The 16,589-nt window shown below is 55.9% G+C and carries 11 protein-coding genes and 2 tRNA genes; 7 read left to right on the top strand and 6 right to left on the bottom strand.

What is annotated here, in order from left to right; all coding sequences use genetic code 11:
• Nucleotides 1-81: 81 nt before the first annotated feature.
• On the bottom strand, nucleotides 82-1,257 hold the full coding sequence (locus PQR63_RS04515; protein ID WP_408165991.1) for an acyl-CoA dehydrogenase family protein: 1,176 nt from the start codon (nucleotides 1,255-1,257) through the stop codon (nucleotides 82-84).
• Between the two features lie 149 nt (nucleotides 1,258-1,406).
• On the bottom strand, nucleotides 1,407-2,129 hold the full coding sequence (locus tag PQR63_RS04510; RefSeq protein ID WP_408165989.1) for a hypothetical protein: 723 nt from the start codon (nucleotides 2,127-2,129) through the stop codon (nucleotides 1,407-1,409).
• 416 nt (nucleotides 2,130-2,545) lie between these two features.
• On the opposite strand from PQR63_RS04510, the gene PQR63_RS04505 reads away from it, so the two are divergent.
• Nucleotides 2,546-3,844, top strand: coding sequence for a dicarboxylate/amino acid:cation symporter (locus tag PQR63_RS04505; protein WP_408165987.1), 1,299 nt, complete (start codon nucleotides 2,546-2,548; stop codon nucleotides 3,842-3,844).
• A 79-nt stretch (nucleotides 3,845-3,923) separates the two neighbouring features.
• Here the strand turns inward: PQR63_RS04505 and PQR63_RS04500 are convergent, their stop codons facing one another.
• Nucleotides 3,924-5,855 carry a PhoX family protein gene (locus PQR63_RS04500; protein WP_408165986.1) on the bottom strand — a complete coding sequence of 644 codons (1,932 nt, stop codon included), beginning with the start codon at nucleotides 5,853-5,855 and terminating at the stop codon, nucleotides 3,924-3,926.
• Between the two features lie 144 nt (nucleotides 5,856-5,999).
• Between PQR63_RS04500 and prfB the strand changes: the two genes are divergently transcribed.
• From prfB to PQR63_RS04480, 4 genes are all read left to right on the top strand, one after another.
• A protein-coding gene (prfB, locus tag PQR63_RS04495) for a peptide chain release factor 2 (protein ID WP_408165984.1) occupies nucleotides 6,000-7,104 on the top strand; the annotation gives its coding sequence in 2 pieces (ribosomal slippage) (nucleotides 6,000-6,080 and nucleotides 6,082-7,104; 1,104 coding nt in all).
• A gap of 102 nt (nucleotides 7,105-7,206) precedes the next feature.
• A complete protein-coding gene (gene lysS / locus PQR63_RS04490) occupies nucleotides 7,207-8,763 on the top strand; it encodes a lysine--tRNA ligase (protein ID WP_408165982.1) in 1,557 nt (518 codons plus the stop codon).
• Nucleotides 8,764-8,994: 231 nt separating this feature from the next.
• A complete protein-coding gene (locus PQR63_RS04485) occupies nucleotides 8,995-9,627 on the top strand; it encodes an outer membrane lipoprotein (protein ID WP_408165981.1) in 633 nt (210 codons plus the stop codon).
• 364 nt (nucleotides 9,628-9,991) lie between these two features.
• A complete protein-coding gene (locus tag PQR63_RS04480; RefSeq protein ID WP_408165979.1) occupies nucleotides 9,992-10,858 on the top strand; it encodes an amino acid ABC transporter substrate-binding protein in 867 nt (288 codons plus the stop codon).
• Between the two features lie 115 nt (nucleotides 10,859-10,973).
• Here PQR63_RS04480 and PQR63_RS04475 read toward each other — a convergent pair.
• Both PQR63_RS04475 and PQR63_RS04470 read right to left on the bottom strand, forming a co-directional pair.
• A tRNA-Arg gene (locus tag PQR63_RS04475) sits at nucleotides 10,974-11,050 on the bottom strand.
• An 86-nt stretch (nucleotides 11,051-11,136) separates the two neighbouring features.
• A tRNA-Pro gene (locus tag PQR63_RS04470) sits at nucleotides 11,137-11,213 on the bottom strand.
• Nucleotides 11,214-11,612: 399 nt separating this feature from the next.
• On the opposite strand from PQR63_RS04470, the gene PQR63_RS04465 reads away from it, so the two are divergent.
• Nucleotides 11,613-13,016: a DUF3300 domain-containing protein gene (locus PQR63_RS04465; protein ID WP_408165977.1), complete on the top strand. Its 1,404-nt coding sequence runs from the start codon at nucleotides 11,613-11,615 to the stop codon at nucleotides 13,014-13,016.
• 241 nt (nucleotides 13,017-13,257) lie between these two features.
• Nucleotides 13,258-14,916, top strand: a complete 1,659-nt coding sequence (locus PQR63_RS04460; RefSeq protein WP_408165975.1) for a peptide chain release factor 3 — start codon at nucleotides 13,258-13,260, stop codon at nucleotides 14,914-14,916.
• A 93-nt stretch (nucleotides 14,917-15,009) separates the two neighbouring features.
• Here the strand turns inward: PQR63_RS04460 and PQR63_RS04455 are convergent, their stop codons facing one another.
• A complete protein-coding gene (locus PQR63_RS04455) occupies nucleotides 15,010-16,467 on the bottom strand; it encodes a Ppx/GppA phosphatase family protein (protein ID WP_408165973.1) in 1,458 nt (485 codons plus the stop codon).
• Nucleotides 16,468-16,589 lie beyond the last annotated feature (122 nt).

The following is a 16,589-nucleotide window of genomic DNA, read 5'->3' as shown; positions in this document are numbered from 1 at the left end:
GTTCGCTGAGGACATCAACCGGACATATTCAGCCATCAAGATATGCAGAGAAATCGGCTTTCTTTCAGCTACTCAGGAAACTCAGGAATATAGCGTCGGCTCAGGCAAGACATGTTCGAGTGCGTAGCGGCCAACGTCGCGCAGCTTGTAGTCGATGGGATCATGCAAAGTGTGGGTGCGCGCATTGCGCCAGAACCGATCCAGCCCCAGTGTTGCCTTGGTCGCACGGGCGCCGCAAACATCGAATACGTCCTGCCCTACCGCAAGTGCCGTCCGATGCGCCAGCACCTTGGCTTCGGCTACCGCCAACGCCGCCCTGCCGCGCTGTTCGGCGACCAGCTCGGGGCCGATACGCCAGACCTTGTCCAGCTCTACACCCGCCTCATCCGCCAACGCTCTTGCAGCGCGAATCTGCAAATGCATCTCGGCGTAACGATGGATCACATAAGGATCGTCTGCAGCACGCTGTACGCCGGCGGCAAACCACGGCCGGCCCTGGTTGAGGGTGTAATCCCGCGCGTGCTCGAATGCACCTTCTGCCATCCCGAGGTAAAGATTCACCAGAATCAATTGCGCCACCACACCGCGCAACGTCAGGAAAGGCGTTGAAACAGCGTCCGGTCGAAACAGAACTTCACTCCATTCCAGCCGCACCTGCTCATAACTGACCGAGGTGCTATCGGTCTGGCGCTGGCCGATCGGATCCCAGTCGTCATGGACGGTGATGCCTTCGCGCGCGGTCGGCAGTACCGCAATGAGAATCTTGCCGCTGGGTTGATGCAAGGCCGTGGTGAGCAGACGATGCGAGCCGAGCGTGCCGGAGCAGAAACCCTTGATGCCTTGCAAAATCAGGCCGCCGTCCTTTTCAGTCGCCATCAGACGTGGATCGGCAGGATTGGCGGAATTGCCCCACCAGTGGTTCAGGGCGACCGTTTCACGCAGATAGAGCGCCCGCTGCTCATCGGAGCCGTACGACAACACACCTGATAATTGCAAGGTTTGAAATGCCAGCAAATGCGCCATGGCGCTGTCGACACGCGCGATGCGGCGCACGATGGCAAGTGTCTCGCTCCACGATGCACCGATGCCGCCGTATTCTTTTGGCACAACCAGCAGCAGCAAGCCGTTCTGGCGTAACAACTCCTTTTGTTCGGCAGCATGGCCGCCGGCTTTGTCACGCTCGGCAGCGGTGCGCGCCAGCTCTTGTTCAATGGCCGGCAACGCGGCGTGGATGCTATCCAGGGTCCAATGGGTCATGGCAAAGCTTTCAGCAAATTTCAGTGAGCGGAAGTGTCGAGGCTGGCAGTTAAATACGAAACAAATTTTTTCGCATATCGATATGCGTCAGATGCCTGCTGACTTGTGGTTGCCGATCAGAGACCGGCAAATCAACAGATCTGACCCGGTCAGCGTACCGGCAAGAATTGCAGGAACGATCCACCCAACAAGTTCTGTACGTAACTGATGCCGGCACGGCGATATTTTTCAGTAATGAACTCTGCCAGCAAATCCAGACGGCCGACAATCTTGCCGAACTCACGTTCAAAGCTGAGATTACGCTCGGTCGCGTTGATTTCGTCCGACAGCAGCAGAGGCTGGCCGGCGGTATTGCGACGATTGGTCAGCATCCAAACCGCGATTTCTATATTACGTGCAGCGTTGTAGAGATATTGGGCGTCGAGGCCGTCAATGAGAAAAAATTCGATCTTGCCGCCGTGGGCGGTAATGATCATATCCGCCGTGGCATAGATGAAGGCAGCAACACGATCCGCCTTGAAGTCAGGCGACAAGGCCAGCGACATGGCGGCAATGTCGTGTTTACCCTGCAGATCGGCCCAGGTCTGCCGCTTTTCGACGGCCTCGCGCACACGTTTGACAACTTCTTCGCGCGTGGCGCCGGATTTTTTCCACTCGGCCGGATTGCGCCTGTAGAGCTTGTCCATCAGCAGATAGAGACTTTCCAGATTGTCGCGCATGGCCAATGTCGCCATGCGATTGGTGTCGGACTGCCCCATTTCACGCGAGCTGGCGGAAGCGCCTTTCACTTCGCCATGGCTGGTGGGCGCCGTACTACAAGCATTCAACAGAGAAAAAATCAAAACGCTCAAAATGGCCGTGCTTAGTCTCATTTTTTTCATTCCGATAGGACTACCCGAACGCCGAATGAGTTCTGTGGTGCGTTGATCAGACACACATCCGGATATTTTTCTGCATTTGTATGACTATTTCACGGATGATTCGACCTCCGCAACTAACTCAACTTCATTTTTACTCTTTTCCCGCAGTTTTGCGATTGACTGGGATAGCTGGCTAACCTTACGTTCTCCTCTTGAACTGTTATGCCTGCCTCCCGCACCTCGGGTACGCATCCGATAGTCAACCAACTTTGACCATCACCGGCATCGCTGGCTTCAGCCGTTACCAATCGGCACCTCCGCGTGACGACAACGCATCCGCAGCAATACTGAAAGCGCCAAAGCAGCGGTCTTGTTCGGATGTCATTGCCAAGCCTCGCCCGCAATCCTCTGCAATCATAAAGGTATCCATGAAACGTAAAATACCCCCTGCTTTTTATATCCTCATCGCTATGCTGCTAGGAATTTTGACTGGCTATCTGGTCTTTTCCAACGCACAAGACAAGGCCTCAGCCAGCGTCATTGCGGGATATATCTCCATCCCGTCCGACATTTTTCTGCGGCTGATCAAAATGCTGATCGCCCCGCTGGTGTTCTCCACATTGGTCGTCGGCATTGCGCACATGGGCGACGCCAAGTCTGTCGGCCGCATCTTTGCCAAGTCGCTTCTGTGGTTTTTCACAGCGTCACTCATTTCACTTGCGCTGGGTCTGCTAATGGCCAACTTCATGCAACCCGGTGTCGGCATGTCGCTATCGCTTCCTGGCGCCGACAGTGCACTACCAGTGCTGGCAACCTCCCAACTAAGCCTCAAGGAATTCATCGCTCACCTCGTGCCGAAATCATTTGCTGAAGCAATGGCGCACAATGAGATTCTGCAAATCGTCGTGTTTTCCATGTTCTTCGGCGTAGCACTGGCTACGCTGGGCGACAAGGCCAGAACACTATTGAATTGCATCGACGAACTATCGCATGCCATGCTAAAGATTACCGGCTACGTGATGAAGATGGCGCCGGTCGCCGTTTTTGCAGCGATGGCGGCAACCGTCGCTGTGAACGGCCTGGAGATTCTCCTCAGCTTTGCCATCTTCATCCGTGATTTTTATCTGTCGCTGGCGATCTTGTGGGCGTTTCTGATCGGCGCAGGTTTCCTTTTTTTGCGTCGCCGTATTTTCAAATTGCTAGGACTGATCAAAGAGGCTTTCTTATTATCATTCGCCACCGCCAGCTCAGAAGCGGCCTATCCAAAAATCCTGGATGCACTTGATCGTTTCGGCGTGCAACGCAAGATCTCCGGCTTTGTCATGCCAATGGGATATTCATTCAATCTCGACGGCTCCATGATCTACTGCACTTTTGCAACGCTATTCATCGCGCAAGCCTATGGCATCGACATGCCGCTATCGACGCAAATCACGATGATGCTGATATTGATGCTGACTTCCAAAGGCATGGCAGGGGTGCCGCGCGCGTCGCTGGTGGTGATTGCGGCGACTTTGCAGCATTTTGGATTGCCTGAGGCCGGCCTGTTGATGATTCTCGGCATTGATACTTTTCTGGACATGGGGCGCTCGGCAACGAATGCCGTCGGAAACTCCATCGCGACGGCGGTCGTCGCAAAATGGGAAAACGGCTTGGCAAGCGAAGAAGATGCCGAACGCATTTCAGCCGCAATCGATGCTGAGGCAGCGCTCAAAATGCCCGCTTAGACCACCAACGACACGTTCGTTCAAGGCAATAAAAAAGAGAGGCTGCGCCTCTCTTTTTTGATCGGATCAAACCACCTGATCAGGACTGTACCGGCAATTGCATCCCGGTCAGATAACCAACCGTGGCGCCGAAGCGGTCTTTGTAGTTGGCGCGCACCAACGGATCCAGCGTGTCCTTGACCTTGTCGTGCAGCGGCTTTTCCCAATCGCCGGCATGCTGGAAGTTGCTCATAACATAGGTCCAGCCGTTGATTTCGTCGACGGCATGCAAGCCGGTCGATTCGGCGCCTGCAGGGCAGGACAGGATGCGTGAAAGTTGTTTGGTATCGACGTTGTAGGCCCACAGGAAGTTGTTGACGTGCATGCCGCTGTCTTCGCCGATGAAGAGCGTGCGCAGTTTTTCAGAGAACTTGATGTTGTCCGGATTGGCGATCTTGTCGGCATGCGCCAGATTGCCCAGCGCATCAGGCTGTTTCAGGTCTTCACCGATGAGGGCTGCAGGCGGCGCCATGTCGACCGGCACCCAGGCGCTATCGATGGCACTCCCGGACAGATCGTTCTGACCGCCCTTCATGTTCAGCGCATACACCGCACCAGCCTTTGGACCTTGCACCTTGATGCCGCCGGAACCGTCAAGCATGGAGGTCTGTACATAGGACATGGCCGAGTAAGCGATCTTGTCCTTGGCGTTGACGGTGGTGCCCTCCATCTTGGTAAAGCCGAGGCTGCCGCCTTTGAACGCAGCGTAGCGGTGGGTTTCGAGGAAGGCTGCGGCTTGTTCCATGCCGGGCTTGAGCTTGATCCAGTTGGTTTTGCCGTTGAATGGAATCTTGGTATAGGACGCATCCTGAGGGTCGCTGGTCTTGACATCCATGATGTCGGCAACCTTGAGCTTGTCGGCCAGCGCCTTGATCTCGTTGCTGGTGGCGTGGCCCAGCTTGACCCAGTTCAACGTACCGGCGCCGGGGCCGACACCTGAGGTTTGCGTCCACTTGGCGACGTACAGCGTACCGGCCGACAGATCGGCTTCGCGGTCGGCGATGAACATGAACAAGCCGCCGTTGGTGGCATCGTCGCCCATCAGTACGGTGCGGCGGTCCGGCATGACCTGCACCAGTTCATGCGAGATGCGACCGAGGCAGAAATGCTTGACCACGCTGCCGCTGCCGTCAGCGTGGACGGTGATTTCCGGCAGATGGCCATAGTGGTAAGGGTTGGCCTTGGCGGCATCCCCGAAGAGGTTCTTGCTGAAGGCCTGGAATTGCACGTTGCTTGCGATGGCTGCAGCATCGGGTTCGTATTCTTCGCTCGACAGATGGGTATTCCACGGCGACAGGCTGGCGCCACAGGTGATCCACAGACCGTTTACCGATGAGGTATCGACGTTGTGATATTTGACGAGGGACAATTTGCCGGTCTGCGGATCCTGATCCAGCGTCAGCACGGCGATCGGCGACGGCAGCTGGCCGTACATGGCGGCCTGCTTCTGGTCGCGCGTGGTGTACTCGAACTGAACCACCGCGAACACCGCATTGCCTTTGACGCCGGCAACTTGTGCGTTTTTCATCGTCAACAGCGACGAGCCGTCAGGGCAATCGGAAAAAAAGTGGCGCTCCTTGCCCGGAACCGAGCGATCGATGATCGGCTGATTGTTGATGTCGTAGTAGCCGCCGGCCAACATCTTGCCACCCTTGCCGTCCGGCACCATGTCGCCGGTCATGAAAAACGGCTGATAAGCCAGTTGATAGGTTTGCTTGGCGCCATTGCTGAATACGACGTCCAAGCTTGATTGCACAGTCGTGACCGCCATTGCAGCCGGATTCGCCAGCGATGGCGCCGACATGCTGCTGAAAGTCGCGGAAGCAAAACCGCTGCGGCTGGAAGCAGTAGCGCAGCCTGCCAGCAGTCCGGAGGCAGTCAAGGTCAACGGCAACAGCGGCGCGCTGGCGAAGGCTTTGAGCAAATCGCGACGCTTGGGTTGGATTTCGGAAATATTACGGACGAATTTCATGGCTTTTTTCCTTTTTGGCAACTATCTGACAACGACCTGACTGAATCGCGTGATGCTAATCGCCGAAAATGACCTCTTTGTGACACCGGAAATACCCGCTCTGGTCTTGTATAATGCGAGGTTTGGTTTGCAAAAGACATAATCATGGAAGCAGAACGCCTCAATTCCCTCCAATCCCTGTTGGACGACCTCGCGGTGCGTGCAGCTGAATTACGGAGGTATCTTTGACTTCGATGTGAAGTCAGAGAAACTCGACCAGGTCAACGGCGAATTGGAAGATCCGGAAGTCTGGAACGATCCCAAGCGCGCGCAAGATCTCGGCAAAGAAAAAAAATCGCTGGAAAACATCGTCCATACGCTGATCAAGATTGACGGCGACCTCACCGACACGCGCGACCTGTTCGCGATGGCGCGCGAGGAAAAAGACGAAGACACGCTAATCGCCATTGAAGCCGACGCAGAAACGCTGAAGGGTCTGGTCGAAGGCATGGAATTCCGCCGCATGTTCAGCAATCCGATGGATCCGAACAACTGCTTCATCGACATCCAGGCCGGCGCCGGCGGTACTGAAGCGCAAGACTGGGCGTCCATGCTGCTGCGCCAATACCTGCGCTACTGCGAACGCAAGGGCTTCAAGGCTGAAATCATGGAACAGTCCGACGGTGAAGTTGCCGGCATCAAGACTGCGACCATCAAGGTCGAGGGCGAATACGCCTACGGTTTCCTGCGCACTGAAACCGGCGTGCACCGCCTCGTGCGCAAGTCGCCATTCGACTCCGCCAACGGCCGCCATACGTCGTTCTCGAGCTTGTTCGTCTATCCGGAAGTGGATGAATCTTTCGAGATCGACATCAACCCGGCCGATGTCCGCGTGGACACCTACCGCGCGTCCGGCGCGGGTGGTCAGCACATCAACAAAACCGACTCGGCGGTGCGTCTGACACACGGCCCGAGCGGCATCGTCGTGCAATGCCAGAACGACCGCAGCCAGCACCGCAACCGTGCCGAGGCATGGGACATGCTGCGCGCCAAGCTGTTCGAACTGGAACTGCGCAAGCGCATGAGCGAACAGCAAAAACTGGAAGACTCCAAGACCGACGTCGGCTGGGGCCACCAGATCCGCTCTTACGTACTGGACCAGTCGCGCATCAAGGATTTGCGCACCAACTTTGAAATGGGCAACACCAAGGCAGTGCTGGACGGCGAGCTGGATGGATTTATCGCCGCCTCGCTGAAACAAGGCGTCTGATTCCTTAGCATCCGGCGTCCATCCATGGCTGCCGGATGCAATCATTGAAGCCGGCTTTTCAGCGCCTCCTGCTCCCACGCTTACTAACGAATTCTCGACATCATGACCACACAAAACGACAACGCCGCTCAGCCAGCGCAACAACAGCCGCCAGTAGATGAAAACACCATCATCGCCGAGCGCCGCTCCAAGCTGAATGCGATCCGCGAGCAAGGCGTCGCTTTCCCCAACGACTTCCGTCCTGAGCACAAAGCCTCTGAATTGCACGCGCAATACGGCGAGCTGGACAACGAAGCGCTGGAAGCCAATCCGGTCAAGGTCTCGATCGCCGGCCGCATGATGTTGAAGCGCGTGATGGGCAAGGCATCGTTCGCGACGCTGCAAGACTCGTCTGGCCCCCGCGCCGACGGCCGCATGCAGCTCTACATCACCAACGATGTGACCGGCCCGGAAGCGCACGGCGCGTTCAAGCATTACGATCTGGGCGACATCCTCGGCGCCGAAGGCACATTGTTCAAGACCAAGACCGGCGAATTGTCGGTCAAGGTGACGAGCCTGCGTCTGATCACCAAGTCGCTGCGCCCGTTGCCGGACAAGTTCCACGGTCTGTCGGACCAGGAAACAAAGTACCGCCAGCGTTACGTTGACCTGATCATGAGCGAAGAGACTCGCCGCACCTTCAAGGCGCGTACCGCCGCGATGTCGTCGATCCGCCGCTTCATGGAAAAGAACGATTTCATGGAAGTCGAAACGCCGATGCTGCACACCATTCCCGGCGGCGCAGCAGCCAAGCCTTTCATCACCCATCACAATGCGCTGGACATGCAGATGTTCCTGCGCATCGCGCCTGAGCTGTACCTGAAGCGTCTGGTCGTCGGCGGCTTCAACCGTGTATTTGAAGTCAACCGCAACTTCCGTAACGAAGGCGTTTCGCCGCGTCACAACCCTGAATTCACGATGATGGAATTCTATGCGGCCTATGTCGATTACCAATGGCTGATGACTTTCACTGAACAAGTGATTCGCCAGGCCGCGATCGATGCGCATGGCACGGCCACGCTGACCTATCAAGGCCGCGAACTGGATCTGGCCAAGCCATTCCAGCGCCTGACCATCACCGGCGCGATCAAGAAGTACGCACCGGAATACACCGACGAACAATTGAACGACATCGACTTCCTGCGCACCGCACTCAAGAAGTTCGGCGTCAAGACCGACCAGGCCCCTCTTGCAAAGGCAGGCATCGGCGCGCTGCAACTGGCGCTGTTTGAAGAAACAGCCGAATCGCAACTGTGGGAACCGACCTACATCATCGATTACCCGGTTGAAGTGTCGCCGCTGGCACGCGCCTCCGATACGGTTGCGGGCATCACCGAGCGTTTTGAGCTGTTCATCACCGGCCGCGAAATCGCCAATGGCTTTTCGGAACTGAACGATGCCGAAGACCAGGCCGCGCGCTTTCAGGCGCAAGTCGCCGCGAAAGATGCAGGCGATGAAGAGGCCATGTATTACGACGCCGATTACATCCGCGCGCTTGAATACGGCATGCCGCCGGCTGGTGGTTGCGGCATCGGCATCGACCGCCTGATGATGTTGATTACCGACTCGCCCAACATCCGCGACGTCATTCTCTTCCCTCACCTGCGCCGCGAAGACTAAAACCATTCAAACGGAACGCCTGGAAAACAACTGTTTCCCTGTCGCTCCAGCAAGAAATCAGCAGCCCGTAGTGGCGCACTTCACGTGCTCCTACGGGCTGTTTCCATTTGTCCTACAAAGGCATTACAAGTATTTACAACTGACACACTATTCGCATTTTTTTCCTGAACTTTGCCCCCCATAATCACCTCATATCAACACCCACAACACAACAATATAAAGAGGTCCATCATGGAAGTCGTCAAATCACCCAGCCGCATTCATCCCTTAGTCGCCACGGCAGCAGTGGCTGTCACTTTGGTTAGTCTGGTTGGCGTCGCTGCCATTACAGGCCTGCTGCCGACATCGAGCAGCAACAATGCGCCGCCACAAGCTCTGTCGGATACGGCGGCGCCGCAGTCGCAACAGGCAATGCAACAAGCACAAAATAATGTGCAGCCCGTTCCCCCATCAGCACCGAAACCAAACTACGCCGCACAACCTCAACAAAGCAGCGGCTACGGCACATCGGCGCCTGCAGCAGTTGCTCGCTGCTCCAGCTGCGGTGAAGTCCAGGCTGTACGCGCAGTCCAACACACGCCCAAGGCCAGCGGCGTCGGCATCGTCGCCGGTGCAGTGTTAGGTGGTGTTCTGGGCAATCAGATCGGTAACGGCAACGGCCGTACGCTTGCAACAGTTGCCGGCGCAGGTGCTGGCGGCTATGCAGGTAACGAAGTGGAAAAGCGTACACGCACCACAACAACCTATGTCGTTGACGTTCGAATGGAAAATGGCAGCATTCGCTCGTTCCCACAATCAGGCGAAGGCTGGCATGTCGGCGATCAGGTTCGCGTCGTGAATGGTCATCTCACAGGTCGCGGCTAAGCAAGCTTAAGTAACAATAAACACCGACGCACAGGCACTTCGCAGATAGCAGTACTGCAAACAATAAAGCCGTGATCACCTCAAGGGTGACACGGCTTTATTGCTTTTTCGCAATCCGCTACTGCGTATTTGATGCAGACAAACAACTCATTTAGCTGATTTAACTCATTTTCCCTCGAAGTATTTCCGAGTACAAACGCTATTCGCCCCCACGCGTCGGAGAGCACATCGTACGGCTTGAACATTTCTGATTCGCCCTCTAAGATCAATTGGCGATGTCGTAGATAAATGGCCTTTTGAAATGTGCTACCTCACTTCGATACTCAGATCCCTCCGCTTTCCCCTCAAGATACTTGCCTGGTGCTTGCTGACCAATCTGGCCACCTGCTCTGCCAACGCAAGCGATACACTCAAAAAAATCCAGGAGAGCAAAACAGTTGTCGTCGCCTTCATGGGCGTCGTCGATAATCTTTCTCCTTTTGTCCTCATCGAACCCGATGGCGAAGTCAGCGGCTACTCGATCGAAATTTGCCTGAAGATAGTTCAGGGTATCAAGCAGGAAATGAAACTCCCGAATCTCAAGGTTCAATTCTTCCCCGTCACGATGATGACCCGATTCAGCGCGTTACTTGATAATCGCGCCGACCTTGAATGCAGCGTCAGCACCAACAACGCAGACCGGCGCAAGAAAGTCACCTTCACCATCCCCCACTTCTTTACAGGCATCCGCATGTTGGTGCGTACAAGCTCAGGAATCAAGGAATGGGGCGATCTGCGCAACAAACGCATCGTCACGACAAAAGGGACATCGATAGTCGAGGTAATCAACAAACGTAGCAATCTGGGCGGTCTCGATCTGGCGATTTCAGAACAAGACTCAGATCAGGAATGTGTAAGGATGCTGGAGCAAGGACTTGCTGATGCCTTCGTCATGGATGAAGTCTTGCTGTACTCCGCACGTGCGGCCTCAAACAATCCGGACAAGCTGCTCATAACGGGCACCTCACAGTCAGTCGAGCCATACGCCATCATGTTACGCAAGGATGATCCTGAGTTCAAAAAGATGGTCGACAAACAAATGGCCAAGTTGGCTGCCAACGGAGAACTCCTCAAACTCTACAACCGCTGGTTCATGCAACCTGCCGGCCCCGATGGCAAATCGCTGAACATGCCGATGAGCTACATGTTGCGTGATTCGCTTCGCTATCCGACCGACAAGATTACGAATTGAACTGCCGTAACTGCAGAGTCAACGCAAAAGCATCCAAACGATAAAAACCAAAAAAGGAAAAGACTCGGACAGCAGAACGCGTCGAGTAAAAAAACTGGAAACTATTTAGAAGAAGTGGCCTGCCCTAAGGGAATCGAACCCCTAACCTATGGCTTAGAAGGCCATTGCTCTATCCGGTTGAGCTAAGGGCAGATCAAGAGGAGCCAAGTAAAAAAAGCACTACTTGAAATCGTCTTCGGAAATGAAAACGGGCTGTCTTTCGACAGCCCGTTCATGTGTGGTCGGAGTACAAGGATTCGAACCTTGGACCCCCTGGTCCCAAACCAGGTGCGCTACCGGGCTGCGCTACACTCCGAGAAGCGAGATAATATCCCGATAGGGGTATTCGGTCAACACCTTCTTCACATTTTTCTTCAAATTTTCTTCTTTTCTCCTATGAGAGGCTCTTCCTCTCATTCTCTGTCAGACATTCCCGGCGCCCCTCATTCGCTCCAACACCAATACCCATCTGCGTTGCACGCTACGTTGAATGCTGAAACATCCCTTGCAGTTTGGTTACACCTTGTTTCGTTTCCCTGATTGAAGATAAGACACGTATCCGGTCTCGTGGTCACTGTTTGATTTCTTTGCGGGTTGAGTTCTTAAATTTTTTCGCATTATTTGCGGTCTCGCGGATTTCACATTTCGTTTTTTGCACATTTGCACCGGACATCAACTGACCACATACCGGCACAACACAATCTGGAGAATCGTCGTGAACAAGAAAACCCTCGCATGGATTGCTTCAGCACTTTTTTCGCTGGCATCCGGCATATCGCTGGTCTCAGCACAAGACATGAATCGCCCTCCTGCCGTATTCACGCAGGAAGAACTGGATCAGATGCTGGCGCCGGTGGCGCTGTATCCCGACTCTCTGCTCGCACAGGTACTGATGGCGGCCACCTATCCGCTGGAAGTTGTGCAAGCCGCCCGCTTTATGGATAGCCGGCCAGGATTGCAAGGCGATGGACTGGCGCGGGCGATTGCGCCCATGCCCTGGGATCCCAGCGTGAAATCGCTGGCGCAGTTTCCGTCCGTACTGGCGATGATGAATGACAAACTGGATTGGACGCAGCGCCTTGGCGACGCCTTTCTATCACAACAAGCCAATGTGATGGATACCGTGCAAAACCTGCGCGTCAAAGCGCAGATTGCCGGCAACCTGCAATCGAGCAGCCAGCAACGCATCCTTCAGCAGGATCAGGTCATCGTGATCGAGCCTGTGAATCCGCAGGTGATCTATGTACCCTATTACAACCCGACGGTCGTCTATGGCAGTTGGTGGTGGCCGCAACGCCCACCGGTATATTGGGCACCTCCACCACGCTATCGGCCACCCAGCTACAACGTATCCATCAATGTGGGGATAGCGTTCGGTGCAGGCACGGGGATCGTGCGCTCCGTCTATAGCGACGCCCGTCCGGATTGGCACCAGCATCACGTTCTGGTGAACAACGTACGCATAAACAATACAATCAACAATACCAACGTCACCAACAATGTGACGAGGAACGTTACGGTAAACAACCGTCCTGTCGTATGGCAACACAGCCCGCGCAATGGTCAGAACAATCGACGCCCTGACGTCGGTAATGTTTCTCGTCCGAATGCGGCCCCAGCCCCGGCTTCAGCAGTAGCGAATACGCCACCCCCAGGACCGCGCCCGGAACAACGTCCGGGCCAGCCCCCTGCGTTCAATCCAACCGAGCATGGAAATCCCGGCAATCCAGGCAACCCGATCCGGAACGAGCGCGACAATCATAATGATCGGCGCGAACCGCCGAATCGCCCTCAGCAGGCAGCCGCCTTCGCAGCCCCGAATCACGCCACGGCAGCACCCCCGGCGCCACAGGCCCGTCCAGCCCCCTCTGCACCACCGGCTCCGTCAGCGCCGATGCCAGCGGCCGCACGGCCTGAGCGCCCCAACGTCGAGCATCGTCCACCACCAGCTCAGGCACAGCGCCAGGAGCGTCCGGAGCAGCACGTCCAGCGTACGCCTGAAGTACACGCACCGGCACCTCGCCCTCCTGAGCGGCATGAATCGGCGCCACGTACGGAACAAAAACCTCCGCAACGAGAAGAGCGGCCGGAGCGCCAGAATCACCGCGACGACAAGTAGCCTGCAAGCAATACCTTGCTGCAACATGCAGGCAGGCGGATGGACGAACTTGGCCGAATATGGCGCTGAATACGCTATAATCTCGGCTTCCGAGACGTGACCGGACGCTATCCAAAGGGTTGGATCTTCCAGCCCTTTTTCGTTTCTGTCACATCCATGCCGACGGCCGCGCGCTCTGTCCCTGACAGCGCAATCCGCTCATGGCTCTCATCGCTAACGCCTTACGACCCACCGACTTACGATGCAAGACATTACTTCCGATTCCGCGAACGAAGACACCGGCTCGCGCAGCAAGGTCCCGCTTGAGCTGATTGCTCGCGAGGTGGCCCGGCGCCGCACCTTCGGCATTATTTCTCACCCTGACGCGGGTAAGACGACACTGACTGAAAAGCTGCTGCTGTTCTCGGGTGCGATTCAGCTGGCCGGTACCGTCAAGGCGCGCAAGAGCGGCCGCCACGCGACCTCGGACTGGATGGAAATCGAAAAGCAGCGTGGCATCTCGGTGGCCAGCTCGGTGATGCAGTTCGAATACCGCGACCACGTCGTCAACCTGCTCGACACCCCAGGCCACCAGGACTTCTCGGAAGATACCTACCGCGTGCTGACGGCGGTCGACTCGGCGTTGATGGTGATTGACGCCGCCAAGGGTGTGGAAGAACAGACCATCAAGCTGCTCAACGTCTGCCGCATGCGCAACACACCCATCATCACCTTCATGAACAAGATGGACCGCGAAACCCGCGACCCGCTTGAGCTGCTGGACGAACTGGAATCGGTGCTGAAGATTCAATGCGCGCCGGTGACCTGGCCGATCGGCATGGGCAAGAACTTCCGCGGCGTGTATCACCTGCTGCGCGATGAGATCATGCTATTCAAGGCGGGTGAAGAACGCGCCGACGGCAACGTCGAAATCATCAAGGGCATCGACAATCCCAAGCTGGTAGAAATGTTCCCGCTGGAGATTGAACAGTTGAAAATGGAAGTTGAGCTGGTCCACGGCGCTTCGCACCCATTCAAGCTGGAAGACTTCCTTGCCGGTATCCAGACACCGGTGTTCTTCGGCTCGGCGATCAACAACTTCGGCGTACGCGAAATCCTCAACGCCCTGCTCGACTGGGCTCCAGGTCCGGGTGAACGCGATGCTACGGTTCGCAGCGTGGAACCGAACGAAGCACCGTTCTCGGGCTTCGTGTTCAAGATTCAGGCCAATATGGATCCGGCCCACCGCGACCGTATCGCCTTCCTGCGCGTGTGCTCGGGCCGCTTTGAGCGCGGCATGAAACTCAAACATCTGCGTCTGAACCGTGAAATCAAAGTGTCGTCGGTCGTGACCTTCATGGCATCAAGCCGTGAACAGGTTGAAGAAGCCTATGCAGGCGACATCATCGGTTTGCCGAATCACGGCAACATGCAGATCGGCGACAGCTTCTCTGAAGGTGAATTGCTGCAGTTCACCGGCATCCCCTACTTCGCACCGGATTTTTTCCGCGTTGCGCGCATTCGCAATCCGCTCAAGATCAAGCAATTGCACAAGGGCTTGCAGCAGCTCGGCGAAGAAGGTGCGGTGCAGGTCTTCAAACCGACCAACAATAGCGATCTGATTCTCGGCGCGGTAGGGGTGCTGCAGTTTGAAGTCGTGGCAAGCCGTCTGCTCAACGAATACGGCGTTGACGCTGTGTTTGAAGGCACCAGCATCAGCAGCGCACGCTGGGTGACCTGCGACGACAAGAAGATGCTGGCCGACTTCGAAAAATCCTCCGCCGGTTTCAATCTTGCGCACGATGCGGCAGGCAATCTGGCGTATCTGGCGACCTCAGGTGTCAACCTGCGTCTGACACAAGAACGCTGGCCGGAAGTCACCTTCCACGCAACGCGCGAACACGCTGCCAAGCTGGACTAAGCCTGTTCGGTTTGTGCACGTTGCAATAAAAAATCCCCGCCAGGTGCGGGGATTTTTTATTTCCAGTGAAACGCGAACCAGACAATCAATGCATCAGGCATTCACGCGAATCGAGAAATCGACGCCGATGCCACTCCACCACTCCTGCTCTTTTTGCATCCAGTACGATACCGTCGGGTGATCGCGCACCCAGTCGCGCTTGATTTCGAGGTCGATACGATTTTTCATCTTCAGACGAATATCGTTCCAATCCAGCGTGATGTGCGAGTGCATGAACATCACCGCCAGACGCAAGGCCAACACCGCCTTGGCAAAATCAGCATCCGACAGTACCTCACCCAATTTGCGCAGATTACCCTTTTGACCAAGGATCAAGGTACTCATCACACGCTGCTCGCGCGTGGTAAATCCCGGCAAATCTGCATTGGCGATGAGGTAGGACGAATGTTTGTGATAGCTGCTTTGCGACACGATCAAACCAGCCTCGTGCAACAAGGCGCTCCAGCTCAGATATTTGGCGTAGACCTCGTTGCCCGGCTTGAGCATCTCGAAGAATCCGAGTGCTGTCTCTGCAACCTGGCGCGCACGCAATTCGTCGATATGAAACCGGCGGCTGAAATCATCCACCGACTGTTCGCGGCGATCGCGCTGCGTGGCGCGCAATTGCAAATCCCACATCACGCCCATGCGCAGACCGGCTTCCACAGGTGTGATGACGGCAATATTCAACTCTTTCATCAAACCGATCAGCACCGCCAGGCCACCCATGATGACCAACGCACGGTCGGGCTTCATGCCGGCCAGTTCGATATTACCTGCGTGACCGAAAGCGATCAGGCGCTGCTTCAGCTCTTCGACGCTGACGGGTGTGACGCGTCCGTCTCCCATGCCGTTGCGGGCAATCGTGTCCGCAATCGCACGCATGGTGCCGGACGAGCCGTAGACCTTGCTCCGATGCTGCGCGCCGAAAGGCACGACGGCATCTTCGACATGCGAACGCGCGGACAAAATGGCACGTTCAAAGGAAGCTTCATCGATCACGCCATCAGGAAAAAATGCCTGACTTTGATTGACCGTACCGATGCCAAAGGACTCGACACGTTTGATCTCGCTGCCACGACCAAGAATGACTTCGGTGGAACCACCGCCGATATCGATCACCAGACGATCTTCGTCCGGCAGCGCCAATGCGCCGGCGACGCCCATATAAATCAGGCGACCTTCTTCTTCGCCGGAAATGATTTCCACCGGGTAGCCGATGGCACGCTCGGCATCAGGCAGGAATTCATGTGCATTCTTGGCCACGCGCAAGGTATTGGTAGCGACCACGCGCACCGCATCCAGCTGGTAATCGCGCAAGATCGTACGAAAACGCGCCAGAGATTCAACCGCGCCGGCGATGGCCTGCGGGGTCAGTTTACCGTTCTTGTCCAAGCCGGCTGCCAGGCGAATGGGGTCGCGCGCGCTCTTGATCACGCGGATCGAATCACCCTCATGCTTGCCTATGTGCATACGGAAGCTGTTGGAACCAAGATCTACTGCTGCAAACATTCAATCCCTTTCAATCGGGGGTATTGCCGGAAATTATTTAGCAAATTTTAAAAAATGCTGACGAACTGACACAATAGTTGCCTAGCATGACAGTTTCATGACATCCGCACTAATCTGGCAAC

Origin of the sequence: Herbaspirillum rhizosphaerae, from assembly GCF_046025915.1 — a bacterium.
Classification (GTDB): domain Bacteria; phylum Pseudomonadota; class Gammaproteobacteria; order Burkholderiales; family Burkholderiaceae_D; genus Herbaspirillum; species Herbaspirillum rhizosphaerae_A.
This window is presented reverse-complemented; position numbering and strand designations above follow the sequence as displayed.

Excerpts from the sequence above, each read along its gene's own strand:
- PQR63_RS04510 (WP_408165989.1), bottom strand. The coding sequence starts at position 2,129 with ATGAGACTAAGCACGGCCATTTTGAGCGTTTTGATTTTTTCTCTGTTG.
- PQR63_RS04500 (WP_408165986.1), bottom strand. The coding sequence starts at position 5,855 with ATGAAATTCGTCCGTAATATTTCCGAAATCCAACCCAAGCGTCGCGAT.
- PQR63_RS04460 (WP_408165975.1), top strand. The coding sequence starts at position 13,258 with ATGCAAGACATTACTTCCGATTCCGCGAACGAAGACACCGGCTCGCGC.
- PQR63_RS04485 (WP_408165981.1), top strand. The coding sequence starts at position 8,995 with ATGGAAGTCGTCAAATCACCCAGCCGCATTCATCCCTTAGTCGCCACG.
- lysS (WP_408165982.1), top strand. The coding sequence starts at position 7,207 with ATGACCACACAAAACGACAACGCCGCTCAGCCAGCGCAACAACAGCCG.
- PQR63_RS04505 (WP_408165987.1), top strand. The coding sequence starts at position 2,546 with ATGAAACGTAAAATACCCCCTGCTTTTTATATCCTCATCGCTATGCTG.
- PQR63_RS04515 (WP_408165991.1), bottom strand. The coding sequence starts at position 1,257 with ATGACCCATTGGACCCTGGATAGCATCCACGCCGCGTTGCCGGCCATT.
- PQR63_RS04455 (WP_408165973.1), bottom strand. The coding sequence starts at position 16,467 with ATGTTTGCAGCAGTAGATCTTGGTTCCAACAGCTTCCGTATGCACATA.